This window comes from Arthrobacter sp. zg-Y1171 (assembly GCF_025244845.1).
In the GTDB taxonomy this organism is placed as follows: domain Bacteria; phylum Actinomycetota; class Actinomycetes; order Actinomycetales; family Micrococcaceae; genus Arthrobacter_B.
The window spans coordinates 684,513-705,610 of record NZ_CP104264.1 but is presented as its reverse complement, the minus strand read 5'-3'; the positions used below and the strand labels follow the sequence as shown (position 1 = coordinate 705,610).

23 protein-coding genes are annotated in these 21,098 nt (G+C 65.3%); 12 read left to right on the top strand and 11 right to left on the bottom strand.

The window, feature by feature from the left end; all coding sequences use genetic code 11:
• Positions 1–3 precede the first annotated feature (3 nt).
• The gene (locus tag N2L00_RS03360; RefSeq protein WP_255863872.1) at positions 4–801 is read left to right on the top strand and encodes an HAD family hydrolase; all 798 of its coding nucleotides are present in this window, start codon (positions 4–6) and stop codon (positions 799–801) included.
• A gap of 151 nt (positions 802–952) precedes the next feature.
• Positions 953–1,741 (top strand): hypothetical protein, encoded by a 789-nt coding sequence (locus tag N2L00_RS03355; RefSeq protein WP_255863854.1) that lies wholly within the window; start codon positions 953–955, stop codon positions 1,739–1,741.
• A gap of 47 nt (positions 1,742–1,788) precedes the next feature.
• Here the strand turns inward: N2L00_RS03355 and N2L00_RS03350 are convergent, their stop codons facing one another.
• Positions 1,789–2,220 (bottom strand): hypothetical protein, encoded by a 432-nt coding sequence (locus N2L00_RS03350; protein WP_260554471.1) that lies wholly within the window; start codon positions 2,218–2,220, stop codon positions 1,789–1,791.
• 37 nt (positions 2,221–2,257) lie between these two features.
• The gene (locus N2L00_RS03345) at positions 2,258–3,442 is read right to left on the bottom strand and encodes a thiolase family protein (protein WP_255863852.1); all 1,185 of its coding nucleotides are present in this window, start codon (positions 3,440–3,442) and stop codon (positions 2,258–2,260) included.
• A 108-nt stretch (positions 3,443–3,550) separates the two neighbouring features.
• Between N2L00_RS03345 and N2L00_RS03340 the strand changes: the two genes are divergently transcribed.
• Positions 3,551–4,777, top strand: a complete 1,227-nt coding sequence (locus N2L00_RS03340; protein WP_255863851.1) for an acyl-CoA dehydrogenase family protein — start codon at positions 3,551–3,553, stop codon at positions 4,775–4,777.
• A 10-nt stretch (positions 4,778–4,787) separates the two neighbouring features.
• On the opposite strand, the gene N2L00_RS03335 is transcribed toward N2L00_RS03340, so the two are convergent.
• Positions 4,788–5,996, bottom strand: coding sequence for a hypothetical protein (locus N2L00_RS03335; protein WP_255863873.1), 1,209 nt, complete (start codon positions 5,994–5,996; stop codon positions 4,788–4,790).
• A gap of 176 nt (positions 5,997–6,172) precedes the next feature.
• A complete protein-coding gene (locus tag N2L00_RS03330; RefSeq protein ID WP_255863850.1) occupies positions 6,173–7,006 on the bottom strand; it encodes an excalibur calcium-binding domain-containing protein in 834 nt (277 codons plus the stop codon).
• 180 nt (positions 7,007–7,186) lie between these two features.
• Between N2L00_RS03330 and N2L00_RS03325 the strand changes: the two genes are divergently transcribed.
• Entirely contained in the window at positions 7,187–7,720 is a 534-nt protein-coding gene (locus N2L00_RS03325) for a hypothetical protein (RefSeq protein WP_255863849.1), read from the top strand.
• On the opposite strand, the gene N2L00_RS03320 is transcribed toward N2L00_RS03325, so the two are convergent.
• Positions 7,683–8,273: a TetR/AcrR family transcriptional regulator gene (locus tag N2L00_RS03320; protein ID WP_255863848.1), complete on the bottom strand. Its 591-nt coding sequence runs from the start codon at positions 8,271–8,273 to the stop codon at positions 7,683–7,685. The genes N2L00_RS03325 and N2L00_RS03320 overlap by 38 nt on opposite strands.
• A gap of 26 nt (positions 8,274–8,299) precedes the next feature.
• On the opposite strand from N2L00_RS03320, the gene N2L00_RS03315 reads away from it, so the two are divergent.
• Entirely contained in the window at positions 8,300–9,568 is a 1,269-nt protein-coding gene (locus N2L00_RS03315; protein WP_255863847.1) for an MFS transporter, read from the top strand.
• 56 nt (positions 9,569–9,624) lie between these two features.
• Here the strand turns inward: N2L00_RS03315 and N2L00_RS03310 are convergent, their stop codons facing one another.
• The 6 genes from N2L00_RS03310 to N2L00_RS03285 all read right to left on the bottom strand — a co-directional run bounded on the left by N2L00_RS03310 (position 9,625) and on the right by N2L00_RS03285 (position 14,497).
• Positions 9,625–10,833 (bottom strand): alpha-hydroxy acid oxidase, encoded by a 1,209-nt coding sequence (locus N2L00_RS03310; RefSeq protein ID WP_255863846.1) that lies wholly within the window; start codon positions 10,831–10,833, stop codon positions 9,625–9,627.
• 477 nt (positions 10,834–11,310) lie between these two features.
• Positions 11,311–11,742, bottom strand: coding sequence for a helix-turn-helix domain-containing protein (locus tag N2L00_RS03305; RefSeq protein ID WP_255766813.1), 432 nt, complete (start codon positions 11,740–11,742; stop codon positions 11,311–11,313).
• Between the two features lie 5 nt (positions 11,743–11,747).
• Complete coding sequence (locus N2L00_RS03300; protein WP_255863845.1) at positions 11,748–12,332, bottom strand: hypothetical protein; 585 nt, start codon at positions 12,330–12,332, stop codon at positions 11,748–11,750.
• Complete coding sequence (locus N2L00_RS03295; protein ID WP_255863844.1) at positions 12,283–13,287, bottom strand: hypothetical protein; 1,005 nt, start codon at positions 13,285–13,287, stop codon at positions 12,283–12,285. Before N2L00_RS03295 ends, N2L00_RS03300 begins: the two co-directional genes overlap by 50 nt.
• A complete protein-coding gene (locus tag N2L00_RS03290) occupies positions 13,284–13,778 on the bottom strand; it encodes a hypothetical protein (protein WP_255863843.1) in 495 nt (164 codons plus the stop codon). Before N2L00_RS03290 ends, N2L00_RS03295 begins: the two co-directional genes overlap by 4 nt.
• Before the next feature lie 98 nt (positions 13,779–13,876).
• Positions 13,877–14,497, bottom strand: a complete 621-nt coding sequence (locus tag N2L00_RS03285; protein WP_255766809.1) for a phosphatase PAP2 family protein — start codon at positions 14,495–14,497, stop codon at positions 13,877–13,879.
• Positions 14,498–14,668: 171 nt separating this feature from the next.
• On the opposite strand from N2L00_RS03285, the gene N2L00_RS03280 reads away from it, so the two are divergent.
• The 7 genes from N2L00_RS03280 to N2L00_RS03250 are packed head-to-tail and all read left to right on the top strand — an operon-like array spanning position 14,669 to position 21,046.
• On the top strand, positions 14,669–15,997 hold the full coding sequence (locus N2L00_RS03280; RefSeq protein WP_255766808.1) for an MFS transporter: 1,329 nt from the start codon (positions 14,669–14,671) through the stop codon (positions 15,995–15,997).
• Positions 15,990–16,973: a carbon-nitrogen hydrolase family protein gene (locus N2L00_RS03275; protein WP_255863842.1), complete on the top strand. Its 984-nt coding sequence runs from the start codon at positions 15,990–15,992 to the stop codon at positions 16,971–16,973. The genes N2L00_RS03280 and N2L00_RS03275 overlap by 8 nt, the downstream gene beginning before the upstream one ends.
• Positions 16,974–17,029: 56 nt before the next feature.
• On the top strand, positions 17,030–17,737 hold the full coding sequence (locus tag N2L00_RS03270) for a GntR family transcriptional regulator (protein ID WP_255863841.1): 708 nt from the start codon (positions 17,030–17,032) through the stop codon (positions 17,735–17,737).
• A complete protein-coding gene (locus N2L00_RS03265; protein ID WP_255766805.1) occupies positions 17,734–18,534 on the top strand; it encodes an N-acyl homoserine lactonase family protein in 801 nt (266 codons plus the stop codon). The genes N2L00_RS03270 and N2L00_RS03265 overlap by 4 nt, the downstream gene beginning before the upstream one ends.
• A complete protein-coding gene (locus N2L00_RS03260) occupies positions 18,524–19,723 on the top strand; it encodes an alpha/beta fold hydrolase (protein ID WP_255766804.1) in 1,200 nt (399 codons plus the stop codon). The genes N2L00_RS03265 and N2L00_RS03260 overlap by 11 nt, the downstream gene beginning before the upstream one ends.
• A gap of 10 nt (positions 19,724–19,733) precedes the next feature.
• Positions 19,734–20,648 (top strand): NAD(P)-dependent oxidoreductase, encoded by a 915-nt coding sequence (locus tag N2L00_RS03255; RefSeq protein WP_255863840.1) that lies wholly within the window; start codon positions 19,734–19,736, stop codon positions 20,646–20,648.
• Positions 20,645–21,046, top strand: a complete 402-nt coding sequence (locus N2L00_RS03250; RefSeq protein ID WP_255766802.1) for a carboxymuconolactone decarboxylase family protein — start codon at positions 20,645–20,647, stop codon at positions 21,044–21,046. The genes N2L00_RS03255 and N2L00_RS03250 overlap by 4 nt, the downstream gene beginning before the upstream one ends.
• Positions 21,047–21,098: the final 52 nt, after the last annotated feature.

The window sequence follows — 21,098 nt, the reverse complement described above, 5'->3', positions numbered from 1 at the left end:
ACGATGCTCGCGTCCGATCTGGACCGCACCCTGATCTACTCCGCCAACGCGCTGTTCCTGAACACCGAGGACGCCCTGGCTCCTGCCATGGTGGTGGCCGAAGTCTATGAGGGTAAGCCGCTGTCCTTTATGACCCGTGCCGCCGAGGCGCTGCTGGTCTCCGCCGCGGAAGTCTCCGTGTTCGTCCCCGTGACCACGCGGACCGTGGCCCAGTACCGCCGCATCCAGCTGCCCGGCCCGACGCCGGAGTATGCCGTCACCACCAATGGCGGCGTCATCCTGCACCATGGAGAGCCCGACGCCGACTGGCAGGCCTCCGTGCGCGGCCTGGTGGGTTCCGGGTGCGCGCCGCTGGCCGAGGTCGAGGCCTACCTGGGCCGTCCTGAATTCCATGAATGGATTCTGAAGCTTCGTTCCGCTGAGGACCTGTTCGTGTACGCGATTGTGGACCGGGATGCCCTCCCCGGCGAGTTCCTGCTGGCTCTGGAGGACTGGTGCGATGCGCGCGGCTGGACCGTGTCGCTGCAGGGCCGCAAGCTCTACTGCGTGCCGACGCCGGTCACCAAACAGCAGGCCGTTGCCGAGGTTGCCCGCCGCATCGGTGCGGACCGCATCATCGCGGCCGGGGATTCCCTTCTGGACCGGCCGATGCTGGAGTGCGCCGACGTCGCGTTCCGTCCCGCGCACGGCGAGCTGGACGACGCGGGCTACTTCGATCCGCACCTTCAGGTCACCGAGGCGCGCGGGATCCTGGCCGGGGAAGAAATTGTCCGGCTGATGCTGGGGCTGGTGCGGGGATAGGTCTGGCTGGTCGCGAGGCATTTTAGGCTGCCGGAAAGGCGTTGGAAAAATCAGGCATTTATGCCGTTAAGCCTTCGATTGTTATTCCCTTTCAAGGATAGGATCGGCTCCGCAACCTCGCTCTTTGCTGGATTTATGAAAGGTCTCATTCATGTCTCAACAGCCCGGCGCTTTGAAGGGCGGGGTACGCCCTCCCCGTAAGCCTCCCTTTTTGCCGCTCCTCTTTCCCGTCATGGCTCTGGCTGGTGCTGTGTACGTGTTCGTCTATGGAAATCAGGATAAGTTGCCCTCTGATTTCCCTTTGCTTGGGGCTGGTCTGCTCTTTGGTGCCATAGTCGTGCTGCTTCCACTCCGGTCGCCGTGGATTTTCCTCGCCGCCCTGATTGGCTCATGTCTATCCTTTTTCATTGTCGGCATGCCCGCGCTTGCATGGAATCTAGGTCTCATTGTCGGCATGCTGACCGGAATTGGCCTGCAGGAGATGCGGATCGAGATGCGCAAGAATGCCCGCACCGGAGAGTGGTTTTTGGGGTATCGAGGATTTAACTCGGTCAGCGAAATCTGGCAGGCCGCAGTCACGGAACTCCACGCCATGGACGGCGGCCGGAAGGCGAAGCACTCGCTGCTGATTGAGCATGGATCTGCGCACCTGCAAATCTCGGGAAGTATCACCACGGGCCTGGTGTGCCACCGCAATCCCGATGTTGACCACCAGGACACCTGGGCCGTACTGATTGTTGATCAGTCATCTTCGGGAGCGGGTTCCGGCTTCCAGGTCACCGCCCCGCAGGGGAATAGCGAACCCGTGGTGTTCGTACACGGCCTGAGCACGGCGGAGAAGGCATTGAATGACTTCCTCGCCAATCCCGACGAAATTCCCGGGCCCCCTAACTGGAAAACAGGAATTCCCAAGAGTGCAGTCCCGAAGGTCCGCTGGTAAGCCCTTTCCACTCGCAAGCTGATGGACGGAGCTGCGGATACACCGGCCTAGATGTTGATCCGCGGCGGGGCAGGAGCGGGCTCGGTGATGGGGCGGTCCCTACCGATCACCCCTGCTGCGTAGCTCAGGAATTCATCCAACCGCCGGTTGAAGCTCTCCGCAACACCAAAGGACTTACCGCTGCCGATCCGGAAACCGAAGGTGTCGAACGCATGGACCTCGATGGAGGTGCCGGTCCCGGATTCGGACGCGTTGAAGGTCAGTGCGACGGGCATATTGGCGCGGCCTTCAGCCGTCATGTTGCCCCAGGTCCGGTACAGCGCGTTGGACCCGATGTGCACTTCCAGCGAGGACTTTCCCCGCCGGACCTCCTCTCCGTGGGTGGAGAAGGCCGTGGCCAACGCGTCCAGGACCGCCTGCGGCGGCTGGGCCGAGGTCCACTGTTCCTTCTTTTCCACTATCGGTTTAGTGCTGAACAACCCCATGAATCCCCCTGTGTTTGAATAGCTTGTTTTCCTAAACCCGCTCCAGCAGCATCGAGACGCCCTGGCCCAGCCCCACGCACATGGTCACCAAACTCTTCGACGCCCCCTCACGTTCCATCCGGTTCAGCATCGTCACCGTAAGCCGGGACCCGGACGACCCCAGCGCATGCCCGAGAGCGATGGCCCCGCCGTCGCGGTTCACGATGGACTCGTCCAGGTTCAGGGCGCGTATGCACGCCAGCGACTGTGCGGCGAAGGCCTCGTTCAGCTCCACGGCCTCAATGTCGCCAAGCGACCAGCCCGCCCGGTCCAGCACCTTCTGCGTCGCCGGCACCGGCCCGATGCCCATCACGGCCGGCGCCACACCGGCGGAAGCGCCGTCGACAATCCGGGCGCGGGCATTCAGACCCAGCCGACGGACGGCACTGGCGCTGGCGACGACGACGGCGGACGCGCCGTCGTTCAGTGAGCTCGAGTTCCCGGCGGTCACCACGCCGTCGGACCGGACGATGGGCCGCAGCTTCGCCAGCGCCTCCATGCTGGTTTCCCGGCGCGGACCCTCGTCGGTCTTCACCACGCCCTTCTTCGTTTCCACCGGCACGATCTCGTCCGTGAAGCGCCCCTCGTCAATGGCCGCGAGCGCGCGATGATGCGAGCGCAGCGCGAAGGCGTCGGAATCCTCACGGGAGATCCCATCCCGGGCGGCCAGCTCCTCGGCGGTTTCGGGCATGGAGTAGGTGGTGCCGGGCAAGTCGTAGAACCGAGGGTTGGTGAACCGGGCGCCGATCGCGGAATCAGCCAGCTCCCCCGGCTTGGCGAAGGCCTTCTCCGGTTTCGCCAGCACCCACGGCGCCCGCGACATCGACTCCACTCCCCCGGCCACCACAATGTCCGCAGCACCCGAGCGAATCATCTGCGAGGCCGTGATGATCGCGCTGAGCCCGGAGGCGCAGAGCCGGTTTACGGTCATCGCCGGCACGGTATCGGGGAACCCGGCCAGCAGGGCCGCCATCCGTGCCACGTTCCGGTTGTCCTCGCCGGCCTGGTTCGTGTTGCCCAGCAGTACCTCGTCGACGTCGGCCGGATTCACCCCTGCGCGGGCCACCGCCTCCTGCAAGACCAGGGCCGCAAGGTCGTCGGGGCGGACACTTGAGAGGGCACCGCCGTAACGGCCGACGGGAGTGCGGACGCCGGACACCAGATAAGCCTCAGTCATGCTGGAAATAGTACTGCGCCCGAAATAGTAATGTGACTTGGACAACACGCCGCCGATTCCGGCAAGACACCACGTTCGGGCCGCGAAGCTGCGGCCGCAGGAGGAACCATGAGCACGCCCACGACGCCGTCTACCCCGGCCTCCCCGGACCCCGCGGCACCGGACCTCGAGACCCTCCGGACGGCGTCGGACGTCTTGGGCCTGGACGGACTCCTCAGCGAGGACGAACTGGCCCTGCGCGCGAAGGTCCGCGCCTTTGTGGACGAACGCATCCGGCCGAACATCAAGGACTGGTACGAAGACGCCGTCTTCCCGGTGGAGATCGTCCGGGAACTGGGCGACCTCGGTGTGCTCGGCATGCATCTGGAAGGCTACGGCTGCCCCGGCCGCTCCGCCGTCGAATACGGGATCGCCGCGATGGAACTGGAGGCCGGCGATTCGGGCCTGCGCACCTTCGTCTCCGTGCAGGGCTCGCTGGCCATGACCGCCATCCATAAATGGGGCTCGGAGGAACAGAAGAACCGGTACCTGCCGGGCATGGCCCGCGGCGAACTGATCGGCTGCTTCGGCCTCACCGAACCCACCGCCGGATCCGACCCGTCCAGCATGAGCACCTTCGCAGTGCACGACGGCGACGGCTGGGTCCTGAGCGGCGCCAAGCGGTGGATCGGGCTGGCCTCCATTGCCGACGTCGCAGTGGTCTGGGCGCAGACCGACGACGGCGTCCGCGGCTTCCTCGTTCCCACGGACACCCCGGGCTTCTCCGCCGTGCCGATCGAGCCGAAACTGTCCATGCGTGCCTCCATCCAGTGCGATGTGTTCCTGGAGGATGTACGGCTGCCGGGCTCGGCGCTGCTGCCCGGCGCGAAAGGCCTGCGCGGACCGTTCTCCTGCCTGAACGAGGCCCGCTACGGAATCCTCTGGGGGTCGATGGGCGCGGCCCGGGACAGCTACGAGGAGGCGCTGAAGTATTCGCTGGAACGGCTGCAGTTCGACAAGCCGCTGGCCGCCTACCAGATCACCCAGGAGAAGCTGGTGAACATGCTGCTGGAAATACAGAAGGGCGTGCTGCTGGCGATCCACACCGGCCGGCTCAAGGATGCGGGGACGCTGGCGCCGGTGCAGATTTCCGTGGGCAAGCTGAACAATGTGCGCGAGGCGATCGCGATCTGCCGGGACGCCCGCGCCATCCTGGGCGGCAACGGCATCACCTTGGACTATTCACCGCTCCGGCATGCGAACAACCTCGAATCGGTGCGGACCTACGAGGGCACCGACGAAGTGCACACCCTGATCCTGGGCCAGCACATCACGGGGATTTCCGCGTTCCGTTAGGCGGTCCAGGTTACCGGGCGGCGGGCAGAACGGCTTCGATGGCCGCCTCGGTTGAATCCGGTGCGTCTGACGGTGGAGCGAACGACGACGGCCGCGGGGTTGGCCGCGGCGGCGACGGCGGATCGGGCGGGAACGGGAATTCCGGCGGAATGACCGGAATATCCGGGTCCGGCGACGGCGGTTCCGGCGGACCCGGCGGTGTGGGTGGTGCCGGGGGCGGTGCCGTCGGATCGGGACTCGGCGGGGAGGTGGGCGGGGAGGTCGGCGGTTCGGTGGGAGGTTCCGTCGGCGGCTCCGTCGGTGGCTGCGGAGGCGGCCCGCCCGGGTCGGTCGGCGGTTCAACCGGCGGCTCAACCGGCGGGGGCAGTGGCGAATCGGCCGGCGGATTCACCGGGGGCTGAGGCAGGGGTTGGGGGTTCCGGGCGGCTTCTTCAGCACGTGCGCGTTCTTCGGCTGCCCGCTGCTGCGCCTCCTGCTCCCGTCGGTTCGCTTCCGCCTGACGCCCCCTTTCCCCTTCCGCCTGGCGTGCCTTTTCCTCCTGCTCGGCCTGCACCTGCTGGGATACGGATGCACGGTCCAGCCATACGAGATCCCCGGCCGGGTTGCGCGTGCAGCGGTACTCGACCTGGCGTTCCGTGCGCGTATCCCCTTCGCTGACACACGGACTGTTTCGAAGGGACACCTGCTGAACCGGCTCCTGCACCAAAGCATCCGCAAGTACGGCAACGTCGCCCGGCTCGTCCGTCGAATCGTCGATCGCGTCCTCCACACCCGACGGCAGCGGCAGGTTCAGCACAGCCCCGGGCGGCGGCGTCGTCGGCGGCAGGGCGAAAAGATCGGGCCGCGGCCGAAGGCCTTCGGCATCCGCGGACACAGAACTTCGAACGGGATCGGGCGTCGAGACGACTCCTGCGACCATACCGACCACCAGCACCACGGCCCCGAGCGACAAGGCGAATTTGCGCTGTTCGAGTGTGTCCAGATTGGCCCAGCTGCGGCGTCGGAAGCCCAGCGCATACAGCGCGGTGAGCACCAGCAGCGATCCGGTGGCCAGCAGCCACACGATGACGCCGAGGCTCCCCTGCAGCGCCGCAACCCAGAGCAACCCGGCCGTCAGGCCGAGGACCAGCCAGGCGGAGCGTGGATTCCCTAGCCCGGGACTTCGCTGCGGCATGGACGCATCGAGGGGACCTGCTGCCGGTGTTGATTCGTGCGACATGATGCCTCAGCGCTGTGGAACCGGGCCGGCCTCCCCCGTTCCGCAAACCACGGCCAGCTTCTGATGCGGCAACAACGCCGGTTTCCGGGATACCGGAACCGTTAACGGAAGTTGCCCTTGGAACCACGCTAGGCGGGTCCAAGGGCAACATCTACTGCTTCCGGAAACTGGTGGGATTACTCGCAGCCGACGCCGTCGCCGTCGCGGTCCAGGTGGGTGCCATAGCCGGGCCCGCCGGCGTAGACGGGAGCGCCTCCGGCGTTACGAGCCGCAGTGCAGTTGGGGTAGTAAACGTTGGCTGGCGCGGGCGGTGCCGGAGCCGGAACCACGGGGGCGGGAACAGCCTGCTGGCGGGCCTGTTCATCCGCCACCCGCTGCGCTTCCGCCGCGGCTGCCGCCTGCTCGTCGGCCACGCGCTGGGTCTCCGCTGCTGCCGCCTCGTCGGCAAGACGCTGCTGTTCGGCTGCGGCGGCTTCCTCTTCCGCCTGCTTGTCCGCAGCTTCCTGGCGCTCGGCAATCAGTTTGATCGAGCTGTCCTCGTCCATCCAGACGAGCAAGCCGTTGTCATTCTCCGTGCAGACATAGACCACGGACTGGGACGTCGGCGTGGCTGACGGCGTGGCTGACGGCGTGGCTGACGGCGAAGCCGTTGTCGTCGACGGAGACGCGGATGGCGAACGCGTGGCCTTGGCGGATTTGGTGGATGCGGACGGCGTGGGGGTGGGGGTTGCTGTTCCCGCCTGCTTCTGCGTCTGGGTGGCACCGGCGGTCTTGCAGGCCTTATTGGCGATCTGCGTCGCAGTCGGCGTCGGCGTCGGGGACGAAGTGGTCTTAGTCGGCGACGGCGACGGAGTGGCGGCAGCAGGTTCGGCATCGCCGCCGCCGCAACCGGACAGGACGACGACGGTGCTGAGCGCCAGCGCGCCGAGTGTGAGCACCCGGGAGCGGGCGGAAGATGCGGTGCTGCGGGTCATCGTTGACGCGGTGCGGCGGGCGGGCAAAACAGACATAGGTCCCCCATGGGCAAAACAGTCGAATGTGGATGCAAATGCATCGACCCGAAGACTACAGGACTTGTGGAGGATCAGTTGCCATTTGGAACTGGCACCTAGTAGTCCGGTCCGACGTCGATCCTCTAGCCGATGCCCGGACAGCACCGTAGCCTCTCTGCACGTCCCCAGGAGGTTGCAATGGAGTGGAACGTTCTCTGGCCCGTCCTCGGAGTGCTGGTCGGCTTCGGTGCAGGCTGGCTGGCCAAGCGGAGCCTGGATCGCCGGCACGAGTCACGGGCGCTCAACGAGCTGGTCACCTACCTGCACCTGAAGCGGACGCTCGCGCCGATCGATCCGCAGCCGGCGCAGGGCGGACCGATGGAAGCCCGGCACCGGTCCGCCGTGCAGGACCTGCGGGAAAACGTCATGGAGACACTCGCGCACCTCACGCCCGGATCCGGTGCTACCGAGGTAATGATGCGGATGTCAGCCGCCAGCAACCGCTACCTGCGCGATGTTGCCGCAGATCCGGGGAGCTACCAGTTCGCGCTGATGGAGCTGCGGAGGAACCTGGATGAGGACCTGCGCATCCTCACCGACGGCCGCCGCGACGTCCGGTACCTCAGCCCCGGCGGGGCCCCGGTTCGCAAACGGACGCCGCCGTCGTCGTCCGGGATTAGGCGACCGGGCGGGACTACGCGGCCGAGCGGGAGGGCCCGAACCCGTCGATGACGAAACCCGCGGTGGCACGGCCCGTGGCCGCCGCGCCTTCCGGCGAGGCACCGCGGAGCAGCATGCCCAGCACACCCGTGAAGATCAACAGCAGGTGGGCCGCCAGCGCGTCGGCGTCGTCCGCGCCGACAACGGGCACCGCAAGTTCGCGGAAGCGGTCGGTGAGCAGCTGCGTATCCTGCGACAGGGTTTCGGCGAGCTGCCGGCCCGGGTCGACGGTTTCGGCAGCGACGCCGAGCGCGGCACACCAGCGCGCAGCGGATGCGCCGGACCGGTAGCTGGTCAGGGCGGGAAAGACCGCCAGGAGCCGGTCCCGGTCCGTGGCGGCGGCAGCGATTTCGAGCTGCCACGCCGCATCCCAGTTCTCCAGCCGGCGCCGCAGCGCCTCCGCAATCAGGCCCTCCTTGTTGCCGAAGTGCGCGTACAGCGTCGCCGGAGCAACGTTGGCGCGCTGCAGGATCCGGTCCACGGGTGTCGCCGCGACACCCTGCGTGAAGGCGAGCTCCTCGGCGGCGTCGAGCAGACGGTTCCGTGCACTGGGTTGTCCAACCATGCCGCCAGCATATAACGTACGTTTCAATGAAACGACCGTTACAGCCTTCTGTTCCAACCGCCGGCCCGCTCTTCGCGGTCGCCGCGGTAACCCTTATCGCCGCGACCTACGGCCTGGCGCGGCTGGGCTACGGCCTGTTCCTGCCCGCCTTTTCCACGTCCTTCGACCTGACCCCGGCCGTCGGCGGACTGCTCTCCTCCGGCGCCTCGGTGATCTACTGCGTCTCGGCCGCGCTGGGGTTCGTCTACGCGCCGCGCCATCCGCGGCTGACGACCATTTTGGCGGGGTCGACGGCGGCACTCGGCTCAGCGGGTATCGCCGCGGCTCCGTCCACGGGCTTTTTTGCCGCGGCCGTGCTGCTGGCCGGGATGGGTGCAGGGTTCGCCTCCCCCGCCCTGGTGGAACTGGTGCAGCGGAACACGAAGCCGTTCTCCGTGGCGAAGCGGCAGTCGGTGGTGAACTCCGGCACCGGCTTCGGGGTAGTTGCAGCCGGGCTGCTTGCACTGCTGCTGGGATCGTCGTGGCGGCTGGCGTGGGTACTGATCGCGGTGATCGCAGTGGCGGGCATGGTCGGGGTGCTGCTGGGTGACGTCTCGCGGGGCCGCGGGAGCGGTGCAGAAGGTGCAGGCGGCGCGGAAGGCGCGGGCGGGAACGACGACGCCGGGCGCGGGCAGCGCGGCGGAAGCCGGCAGCGGGGCCTGGGCCTGGGTGCGTTGAAATGGCCGCTCGCTGCGGCCTTCACCTACGGCATCGGCTGCGCCGCGGTCTGGGTGTACGGACGCACCCTGCTCGAGGACCAGGGCGGCATGCCCGTCACTTTGTCTGCCGGAGCCTGGATTGCCCTTGGTGTCGGCGGTGCGGCCGCAGTGCTGACCGCCCCGTGGCTGGCCCGGCACTCGATCCGCCTCACCTGGCCGGTCACGGTGCTGGCCACCGCGGCGGCCACCGCGGGGATGGCCGTCGCACCGGGAAGTACCGGGATCTCCTTCGCCACGGCCGCACTGTTCGGACTGGCCTACACCGCCGCGACGTCGGTCCTCATCATCTGGGCCACCGCCACGGCGAGCAGCAGTGCCGCCGGCACCTCGGCCCTCTTCATCAGCCTCATCCTGGGACAGGCCGCCGGGGCGGCCCTGACCGGTGCCCTCATCGAAGGGTCCGGCTTCGGGCTGGCCTTTGCCGTTTCCGCAGCGGCGTGCGGCGTCAGCGCTGCCGGGGTCATTGCCCACACCCCAAACCATGGCACGTCAGCAGAAGACGGCCTCCGAGCTGCCCGCTCCGAGGCCACGTCCTGATCGAAAGCCGGGGCGGTCGTCCGGGGGTTGCTGCCGCAGCCCCGGAGCCCGCAGGGTCACACGCTGCGGATATGCTCCGGACGCAGCTCGGCCACGCTCGTGACGCCGAGCAGCTGCATCACCAGGGTCATTTCCGTCCGCAGCAGGTCCAGCGTGCGTTCGGCGCCCTGCCGGCCGCCGGCCATCAGTCCGTACAGGTAGGCCCGGCCGATCAGCGTGAAGTCCGCGCCGGCAGCAAGCGCCGCCACAATGTCGCCGCCGGACATGATGCCTGAGTCCAGGATGATCTCCGCCTCGGGTCCGACGGCGGCCCGGATGGACGGCAGGATCCGCAGCGGCACCGGGGCACGGTCCAGCTGCCGTCCGCCGTGGTTGGAGACCACCAGGGCGTCCGCGCCGCGGGCCAGGACCTCAATGGCGTCGTCGGGCGTTTGGATGCCCTTGACGATGAGCTTGCCCGGCCACGTCTCGCGCAGCCAGTCGAGGTCGGTGAAGTTCAGCGAGGGTTCGAACATGGTGTTCACGGTTTCGGCCAGGGAGACCCGTTCACCCTCGAAGTTGGCGAAGCCCAGCGGTTTGGTGGTGAGGAAGTTGAACCACCACTCGGGCCGGTAGGAGGCGTCCAGAATGGTTCTGGCGGTCAGGGAGGGCGGCATCGTCATGCCGTTGCGGGTGTCGCGCAGCCTGGCGCCGGCCACCGGGGTGTCCACTGTGACGATCAGCGCGCCGTAGCCCGCCGCGGCGGCCCGCTGCACAAGTTCGCGGGAACGTTCGCGGTCCTTCCAGAGGTAGAGCTGGAACCATTTGGCGGCGTCGGGCACCGTGGCGGCCAGTTCCTCGATGGATGCCGTACCCATGGTGGAGAGCGAGAAGGGCACCCCGAAGGCGGCCGCGGCCTGCGCGCCGCCCACCTCCCCTTCGGTGTGCATCAGCCGCGTCAGCCCGGTGGGACCGATGCCGACCGGCATGGCCGACTCCGTGCCGGCGATCTTGGTGCTCAGATCCACGTCGGTCACATCGCGCAGCACATGCGGCACGAATTCGATGTCATTGAAGGCTTCGCGGTTGCGCTGCAGGGCGTGCTCCCCGAACGAGCCGCCGTCCACGTAGTCGAAGGCTGCGGCCGGGATTCGCCGCTTCGCGATGTCCCGCAGCTCCCAGATGTTGGTGGCCTTGGCCAGGCGGGCACGACGGCGGTCCAGGTCGAAGGATCGAAACTGGACGAGATCACGGAGTTCGGAGTACTGGGGAATTCGGCGTTTCATGGCTGCTTTCTGGCTCGGCTTGGCGCCAGTCTAGGACGGCGGGGCCGTCATGGAGCAGGAGTTGACCGATCTTTACGCGCAGCCTCAACGCCTTCCGGAAACAGCGAAGCCAGCGGAGGATATCCGCTGGCTTCGGTTGCAGCCATCCACCGACCCCCCACAGGCAGCGGATGCTACAGATACAGCACGCCGAGACGCGCCGGAAAACGGGAACGGAGGCCGGTGAGCCTTCGAGGTGGAGACTTCGGCAGTGACCCCCCAGCCACAAATGCACGAAGATTCCCCATCGGCCCAGGATCGCTCCGTCCGCCGTTCATGAACTTTTCAGTCCGTCTCACACATGTGTGAGACATGGGTGAGACGCTACCACCGCTCGGTGTCCGGGTCAAAGTATTTCTCGGCGACGTGATGCTTCGAAGAACGCCGCGGGGACTGTGACTGACGCAGGTTGAGGCGGCGGGGCGGCGAGGCGGAGGCCTAGTGATCCTCGTCCAGGATCTTCGCGATGGCCTTCAAGGCCTCGGGATCCACCGGGCCCAGAGCCCGGGCCGCGAAGTTCCGCACCTCGGCGCGGCGCAGGCTGCGGAGCAGTTCCAGTTCGGCCTCTACCCGCTCGGGCAGGTTTCCGTCCTCCTGCAGCAGGTAGTCGGGATCGACGTCGAAGACTGCGGCAATGGCGCGCAAGGCTTCCTCTGGAACCACTTGCTCCTTGCCGGACTTCAGCAGCGACCACCGGGTGCGCGAGAGGTAGTAGCCCGCTTTCTGCGCGGCGTCCCTAATTGTCGGGTAGTCAAAGGGCTTGCCGGAGTCGGACATGATGACGTCCAGCAGAAGGTTGATCTTCCGGGCAAGCGTTTCGGCTCGTCGGATGCCCGCAGCGCGCTCCGGGGGAAGATCAAAATCATTCACGTAGTTCAGCTCCATGTCATCACTGCGAGGAAACAGCAGAAGGTGGCCACTCCCAGGGCCGCGCCGGACAGCGCCTCCCGCAACGTATGTTCGCCGAGGGACACCCGGCTGAAGATCATCAACGGCGATAGTATCAACAGCCACGCCCAGCCCGCCCCGTATGTCGCCATAATCCAAAGCACGCCGAAGGTCAGTACGGATACGTGCGCCGAAACGTTGAGCCAGCGCCGGAAGAAGACGAGGCCCAGGTTGCCGAGCAGCAGCCCGGTCACCGTTTCGGGCACCGGCGAGGCCACGGGCAGGAGGTAGCAGACGACGGCGCCGGCCAGCATCAGGGCAGCCACCAGGGCGGCCCGCCAGCGGTCCGGTATCCCGCGGCGTCGGAACAGTCCCTTGGTGCCCTTGTAGATCGTCCCGGGCACCACGACGACGCCGGCCAGGAGCAGGAGCACGCCAACCGGTCCCAGCCCCGCCTGGATCCCCGCAGCAATGATGAGGACGGCCAGCACCAGGGCCGGCGGCAGGATTCTGGAGTACCAGCTAGCCGCCGAGGACAGCTGCGCGGCGGGCCGGTGTTCCGTTGTCTTCAATTCTTCTGCCTATCTCGTCAATGATGCGGGTCTCCTCCGGCGACAGCAGCCCGGGTTCCAGGACCCGGATGTCGCCGATGAGGATGAACCAGCGGTAGAGCTGGGTCTTGGAGGTGCGGGCGTCAAGGGACACGTTGGCCGCTTCCAGTGCCCGGGTGCCTTCGCAGGTCTTCATCAGGCGGCGCACGATCGGCCGCAGGGCGTCCAGGTCCTCGGCACGACGACGGCGGGCGGCAGCGGCGGTTTTGAGGCGGGCGTAGGACGGTACCGCGAATCCGACCGCGAAGCCCAACATGGTCAGCGCCATGAGGATGCGGTAGCCGATGTAGAGGCCGAAGGATGCCTGCTCGCCGGCAAATTCCAGGCCGATGAGCAGCATTTTCACGGACACGGCGCCGACGCCGGCTCCGCACCCGGCGCTGAGGATGCCCACGCCGATGCCGAATTCCCGGGATTCTCCGCTCCTGTCCCGGCGCAGGCATTCGACACCGGTGTAGCCGAGCACCAAGCCGATCCAGGCAAAGAAGCTCGCCTGGTACGGGGCAATCGTGGGGATCGAGGCGAAGGTGTCGGTGAAGTTGGTGGCGGAGCCTGGGGTATCGGACACCAGCAGCAGGGTCGTCTGGATGACGGCCAGGACAACACCCATGCCGATCAGTACCTTCACGTGCCGCCCGCCGTCGTCGTCCGTTCTGCCGGTGGCCTTGAGCAGCAGGCGGCTCAGCTCCGTCATGCCGGCACCCATGAGCAGGTGGACGATCAGGTTGAGCAGGTTCCGCTCCCCCAGCAGGGAATCGACGAAGAGGTAGACCTGGTCAATGTTCAGGGTGGCGCCGGTGGCCACCGCGGCCATGCCCGGCAGGATGCCCAGCTTCCAGCCGAAGCGCAGGCCCACCAGCCGGATGATCACCAGCGTCCAGAGGGCGGCAGCCGGCAACATCTGCAGGGTGATCACTGGAAGGTCCGTTCAAAGGTGCTGGCGGTGTCGCGTTCACGAGGCAGCAGGGCCAGCGAGAGGAGGTAGGCCACCTGCTCGGCGGCGCGTTCGGTTGCGTTCCAGGTCAGGGACCGCGCCAGCATCCGCCGGATTCCCTGGCGGCTGCCGATGTGCTGGAACACGGACGGCATGGCTGTTTCCACTCCGCCGCATCCTTGGTGGCGCAGGAGGATGTGTCCGAATTCGTGGCAGGCGGCGTGGGTGCGGTGCAGCCGGTTGTCGCCGGAGGGCAGCAGGATGATCGACTTCGTGTCCTTCTCGATCCAGAGACCGGTGACGGAAGGAATGACGGCGGAGTCGATGTCGCGCAGTTCAATGGGTTTTCCGTGCGTCTTGGTCACGGCGGCCAGCAGTTCATCGAAGGTGACGTGCTCGCCCAGCTGCAGGGCGGCGACCACTGCTTTTGAGGTGGCCCGTTCACCGGCGGACTTCCCGAATCGCGTTGTCATGAATCCCCCATCGTTGTTTCACATCTTTGCCAGGCAAATATGTAAAGAGACTGCCCCCGACTTTATCGCAATCTGTTGATTGGCCTCAGCGCGGGGCCCTAGGGCAGCAGCATGGCTGCGGCGAAGGTCAGGCATCCGGCGATGTGTCCGGCCAGGACCTGGGTGGGCGTGTGGTCGCCGAGCTTCACCCGGGACCAGCCCGTGGCCGAGGCCAGCAGCAGGGCCAGCGCTGCGCCGACCGCCGGGATCGGTGCCAGCAGGGCCAGCCCGACGTAGGCGGCGACGGCGGAATGCACCGACAGCTTCCACACCAGGTTCGCTGCCAGGCACAGCATCATGCCGATGAACACGCCGCCGATTTCGCCGAACATCGCGGCCGGGGCATCCAGCAGGACTAGGAGCAGTGCGCCGATGCCCAGCGACACGGCGGAGGCCGCCAGGATCGGTGCGCGTTGCGTCCGTACGCCCACATGATGGTCGGTGACCCTGCCGCGCCGCTTCAGCACCAGGATTCCGGCGAAGGGCAGCCCCACCGTGAACAGCGCCGCCGTGATGCCCTGCAGCCAAGTCACGCCCGGGCTGAGCAGCGGCTGCAGCAGAAGAAGAATTCCCACGAGGACGGCCGGTGCGGAGACTTCGGTGACGATGCGTGCCAGGCGGGTGGAGACGGTGGTGGCGCGTGATGCGGGCGGTGCGGTGGGCTGGCGGGTTTCGGGCATCCGTCGATTCTACTGGGGCAGGGCTGAGCGGTTTCGCTCCTGGCCATATGGCCATATCGGAGTCCCTATTTTCAAAATGCCCAAATGTGACCCTTGACACAATCAAATCCGGGCACATAGTGTCTCTCGTCATACCGTAATACCGTCATATGAGAACGATGGAAGGCAGCCATGTCCGAACTACCGACAGCTTCGTCACCGGCGACGGAGTCCCCCAGCTCGGTGGCCCAAGAGGCCCGCTATCCCTTCGGCAAGCGTGAAATAGCCGTAGGCATAGGCAACTTCATGGAATGGTTTGATTTCGCGATCTACGGATACTTCGTGGCCTATATCAGCGCGACGTTCTTCCCCTCGAATAACGAAACGTCAGCTACTCTCGCGGCGTTCGCCGTTTTCGCCGTCGGGTTCTTTGCCCGCCCGCTGGGCGCTGCCGTTCTAGGTCCCTTGGGCGACCGCTTCGGCCGCCGTCTCGTCTTGATGATTTCGGTGCTTGTCATGGGCGTGTGTACCGCCCTGATTGGCCTCGCCCCCGGCTTTGACACCATCGGAATTGCCGCTCCGATCATTGTCACCGTGCTGCGTTTTGTTCAGGGACTGTCTGTGGGCGGAGAGTGGACAAGTTCGGCGATGTTCCTAGTGGAGAGCGCACCCAACTCCCAGCGGGCCACCCGTGCCAGCGTTGTTTCCGCTTCTGCGGCGTTGGCATTCATAGCCGGCACCGGCGTCGCACTGCTCATCAACTCGGTGCTGAGCGCAGAAGACGTCGCTTCATGGGGTTGGCGTATTCCGTTCGTCATCAGCCTGCTGCTGGGTGCAGTCGCGCTCTACATACGGCGTAATTTGGAAGAAACACTGGTCTTCCAGCAACTCGAATCCCGCCGTAACGCAGGGGAGGTAATCCGTGCACCGCGGGGTGCCTTCTGGCGCGGGTTCCTGATGGCTTTCGCCATCGCAGGTATTTTCGGGGTTTCCCTGTATTACCTGGTGACTTACATGAACAACTATCTGCAGCAGGTTGCAGGCATGGAAACCGTGCCGGCCCTGACTGTCTCCATCATCGGCCTGGTTATCTACGCCGCCCTCAACCCCATTGCCGGCATGGTCTCCGACCGGATTGGTCGGCGCCCGATGGTCATTGTGCCCACGGTGGGCTTCGCTGTCCTGGGGTACCCGTTGTTCCTGATGATCTCCACCGGGGAATTCTGGCTGGTCCTCATCGCGCTCATCATCTGGGCGGTGCTGCAGGCGATGATCGCGGTGATGGGCGTAGTCGCGATGGTCGAATTGTTTCCCGCTTCGATCCGGTCTACCGGATCATCATTGGGATACAACGTGGCCTACGCTCTCCTGGCGGGTCCCGGGCCATTCATCGCTACCTGGCTTGTATCCAGCTACGGTCCTGCAGCACCCTCCTTCTATCTCATTGCAGTTGCCGTTGTCTGCGGCGCCATCCTCATCCCGCTGATGCCCGAAACCAGGTACAGGAATCTCAATGACTGATCTGACAAAAGTTGCCGTAGTGCAGGCGGCATCAGCACTGTTTGATACGCCGAAGGCCATCCGCCGGGCGGTTTCCCTCATGCAGGAATGTGCCCGTCACGGTGCCGAGCTGGCGGTCTTCCCGGAAGCCTTTATCGGAGGTTATCCCAAAGGCGCGGGCCTGGACTCCTACGTGGGCCGGCGGACCCCGCAGGGCCGTGAACTCTTCCGCAGGTACTTCGACTCAGCGGTGGAATTGGACGGTCCAGAGCTGCGGGAGCTCGGGGAAGCTGCCCGTGATGGGGAGCTAACCGTCGTCATTGGTGTTATCGAACGCCTCGGGTACACCCTGTACTGCACTGCGGTAACGATTGGACCCACCGGCCAGATCCTGAATATCCACAGGAAGCTTATGCCCACGGGTTCTGAACGTTTGATCTGGGGATTCGGCGACGGATCCACGATCGACGTCGTAGACACTCCTGTCGGCCGGGTCGGTGCGGTCATCTGCTGGGAGAATTACATGCCGTTGCTGAGGTACGCCATGTATGCCCAGCAAATCGAATTGTACTGCGCGCCCACCGTGGACGACCGCCCCACCTGGCTGCCCACCATGACGCACATTGCGCTCGAAGGACGGGTGCATGTGCTCAGCGCCTGCCAGATCCTGCGAAAGGAGGACATCCCCGCAGAGCTGGAGCCCGAACTGCCCGAGGACCAGCAACTGGCCCTCCGCGGCGGCAGCGCGATTATTTCACCGCTCGGTGAGCTGCTCGCAGGTCCGCTCTTTGACGAAGAGGGCATCCTCTACGCCGAGATCGACCTGGCCGACCAGACACGGGCCCACCTCGATATGGACGTGGTGGGGCATTACGGACGCCCGGACATTTTCCAGCTGCAGGTGGACCGCCAGCCGAAGCAGCCCGTCACCTGGCTGGATAATCCGGTGGCCCTCGCGGGTCAAGGGGGTGTGCATACTGCTAAGGCACCAAACTGAGTATGTCTGTTCCGCGCAGATGCACTTCGAAGAAAAGACCGGGTAAGGAAAACGCTATGACCATCCAAAAGACTGCAGCCCCTCTGCGAGAGCAAATCGTCGAGGCCATCCGGCGGGAAATTATCAATGGATCCTTCCGCCCGGGAATGCGTCTGAAGGAAAAGGACCTCGTCGAAAAGTTCGGCGTCAGCCGGACCGTGATCCGGGAGGCCCTGCGGCAGATGGAATCGGAGCGGCTGGTACGTATCGAACCGAACGTGGGTCCGATCGTGGAACGTCTCACCGTGGAGGTGGCCGCTGAACTCTACGAAGTGCGGGAAGCCTTGGAATGCGCCATCATGCGGCTGGCGGCCCGGCGCCGCGACAGCACGGACATTGAGGACATGACGATCCTGATGCTCGAACTGCGGGCATCGCTCCAAGCCGACGTCGAGGACATCACGGCCATCAAGGACCGCTTTTACGCACTGCTGGTGTCCATCTCGCGCAACCACACGATCGGGGAAATGCTGCAGAACGTGCAGACACGCATCAGCCAGTTGCGGCGTCTGACGCTCTCCTCCCCCGGCAGGGGCGAGCGGATGCTTCAAGAGATCCAGGCCATGGTGGACGCAGTGGTCGCCGGCGATGAGGACCGGGCGCTGGAATGCGCGCGGACCCACGTCCACATTGCCCGGGACATAGCTCTGGCGCACCTGAGGAGCGAAACCCACGACAGCCTTTCCGGAACCGAATATCCAGAGCCCGAGGGGGCACGTTTATGACAGGGCAGGACTGGGAAATCCTGATTGTCCGGCATGGACAACGGACCACCACCAGGAGCGACGCGTATCTGAACTACGACTGGTACAGCGAACCCGACGCCGAGCATGCAATGGGGTACTACCTCTGGGTGATCCGCAATGCACAAACCACCATCCTCGTGGATACCGGTTACGCCGCCGCCCCGGCGCGGGCGCGGAACCGCGAAGTACTGGTGGATCCACTGACGGCACTCCAGCACTTGGGTGTCACAACCAGTCCCGACGCCCTGATCCTCACGCACGCGCACTATGACCACATCGGCAACGTGGACCGGATTTCTCCCCGGCGTGCCTACATGGCCAGGAGTGAGTACGAGTTCTGGACCGGCCCACTGGCCCGAAAACCCCTGTTCACCAATTTCGTCGAACCCGGGGAAATCGCCGAACTGGTCAGGCTTCTTGCCGCGGGAACGCTGGAGCTTGTTGACGGGGTTGTCCAGGTCGCGGAGGGGGTCCGCATGATTCCGGTCGGCGGTCATACCCCGGGCCAGAGCATCGTCGAGGTGGATACCCCGGCGGGAACCGTGCTGCTGGCCAGTGATGCCGGGCATTTCCACGAGGAGATTGAGAAGGACATGCTCTTCAAATCCATGGCGGACTGGCCCACCTCCTACGGGGTGCTGGAACGCATCCGGGACGGTGCCTACGCCGGCGTCATCAGCGGCCATGACATCAGCGAGTTGGACCGGCACGATCGGCTGGAAGGCACCCTGGGGACATTCGCCAGCACAGTGAAAGCTGCTCATCATGTGGAATAACGGCATCCAGGCCCTGCGGGACGACGCCGAGTTCGGGGCACTTTCCCGCGGCGCCGAGGTGGCTTTTGAACTGGTCTCCGACGGCGACGTCCTCACCATTCACCTCGCCGACGGAAAGCTCCTGGACGCCGAGCCCGGCCAGGTCGATTTCTCCCTGCACGGCACGGATGGAACCTGGCAGCGGCTGCTGGATCCGGCCCCGGAACCGCAGTGGCAGTCCGTGCTGTCCTGCCTGCTGCGCGGTGATCTGGACCTGACCGGATCCCGGAAGGTTCTGGAACAGCACCTGCAGATAGTCCGCCGCACCCACGAGGTCCTTCGCCGTACATCGTCAGCAGATGAACCGGTTCCCCCGCCACCGCCCCTGCAGGGCAGTTACCACCGCATTGAACACAGCACCTATGGCACATGTGATGTCTTCGTGGAGCGGGCCGGCGGCGGCATCCCTGTGCTGTGCGTGCCCACCGCCGGCAGCGACACCACGCAGTTCCACGGACTGGCCGGGTGCCTGCCGGAGGGGATCGAACTGATCTGCCTGGACCTTCCGTGGCACGGGAAATCCCAGCCGGCCTGGGGCAGGACAGGAACCGACTACACCCTCAGTGAGAACGATTATCTGGAAACCGTGGTCCGTGTGGCCAAAGCGCTGAATCTGGACCGCCCTGTCATTTTGGGTGCATCCATGGCCGGCGCCGCCGCAGTCCGGGCAGTAATCCGCTACCCCGAGGTATTCCGGGGTGCGATTGCGGCCCAAACCTGTGTGCAGGTCGGCAACCGGACAGCGCCCTGGTTTGATGCCGTGGACGTGAACCAAAACATTGCTGCGGCCGAATGGATATTCGGCGCCATGTCGCCGTCGTCCCCGAAATCCTGGCGCGACCGCGTCTGGTGGGGTTACACCAACGGCGGATACGGCACTTATCCCACGGATATCAAAAGCTATGTGACCTGGGATCTGAGCACTGAGCTCGGCAGCCTGGACGGCTCAACGCCGCCGGTCATTCTCCTCGGCGGCGCCTACGACACCACGGTCCCCCCGGAGAAAGTAAAGGACCTGGCGGACAGGATCCCGAACGCCGAGTTCATCCTGATGGACGACCTTGGCCATTTTCCCCATGCGGAAGCACCGCACAGCTTTGCCCGGTACCTGCAGGAAGCATTACTGCGACTATCCACACTTGGTTCTTAGGAGGAACTACATGACAGTCCTGTTTATCGGACTCGGCACCATGGGTGAGCCCATGGTGCGTAACCTGCACCGTCATACCGGAGATTCGCTCACGATTTTTGATGCGCGCCCAGATGTGACGGAAAAGCTCGCCCGGGACTTATCGATTGCAGGGCTTTCCTCGCTGGCGTCCGTCCCTAAATCCGTGGACACTCTCGTGCTGATGCTGCCGAATTCCGCCATCGTGGAATCGATCTTGCAGGGCGGGGACGGCCTCCTGGCGGCGCTGGCCCCGGGGGCACTGGTCATTGACATGAGTTCTTCGGAACCGGAAAGCTCCAAGGCGCTTGCCGCGGCCGCGAAACAGCGAGGTATCGATTATCTCGACGCTCCCGTCTCCGGCGGCCAGCGCAAGGCTGTAACCGGTGAGCTGTCCATCATGGCGGGCGGTACAGAACAGGCATTTGACCGGGCGAGGCCGCTGCTCCAGTCCATGGGGACCGCTGTGCACCATGTCGGCCCCGCCGGCAGCGGTGACGCCGCCAAGGCCCTGAACAATCTGCTGTCCGCAACCAACATTGCCGCCGCCGCCGAAGTCATTACTGCCGCGGCGAAATTCGGCATCGCCCCCGAGACCATGGTGACGGTCCTGAACGCTTCCACCGGACGCAGCCAGGCCAGCGAGGTGAAGTACCTGAACCATATCCTGACCGGGACCTTCGATTCGGGGTTCGCCTACGACCTCATGCTCAAGGATCTGCGGATCGCCCAGGGCCTGACCGGGGGGATCACCACACCCGTCACCGACCGGGCGCTGGCCGTTGCCGAAGAGAACCGTCCCTTGCTCGGAGAGCATCCGGATCACACCGAACTGGCCCGGTACTACGAAACCCATACCTCCATCCAAATCAGTAACACCAGGGACGACGAAAGGACCCAAGAATGAGCGAAGCACAGGAATACATTGACCAGATGGCCACCAGCCGGGGGTACGTCCTCGACTACCACAAGGTGATGGCCGCGGCCGATTTCCCTGCCCTTCAGGCCGCCAATGACCTGGTTCAGGCCGCGTACCTCAGCGAACGGCTGCTGGACCGCAAGACCAAAGAACTTCTGTTCATCCTCAGCCTGACCGTGATGCGTGCCCCCAAGCCGCAGCTGAAGAGCCACATCCAGGTAGGTCTGGGACTGGGCCTCACTCCGCAGGAAATCCTGGAGGCTATCGAAATCTCGCTGCCCGAGGCTGGCATCGTCTCGTTCCAGTACGGCGTTGAGGCGTGGGCAGAAGTGGTTGGCGCGGAACGCCTGGAGCCCACTGTCTCTGTTCATACCGGCACCGAATAGGTCCAACGCCGCTACCCCTCGGGCCGCGTCTCCGGGCACGGCCCGAGGGGTT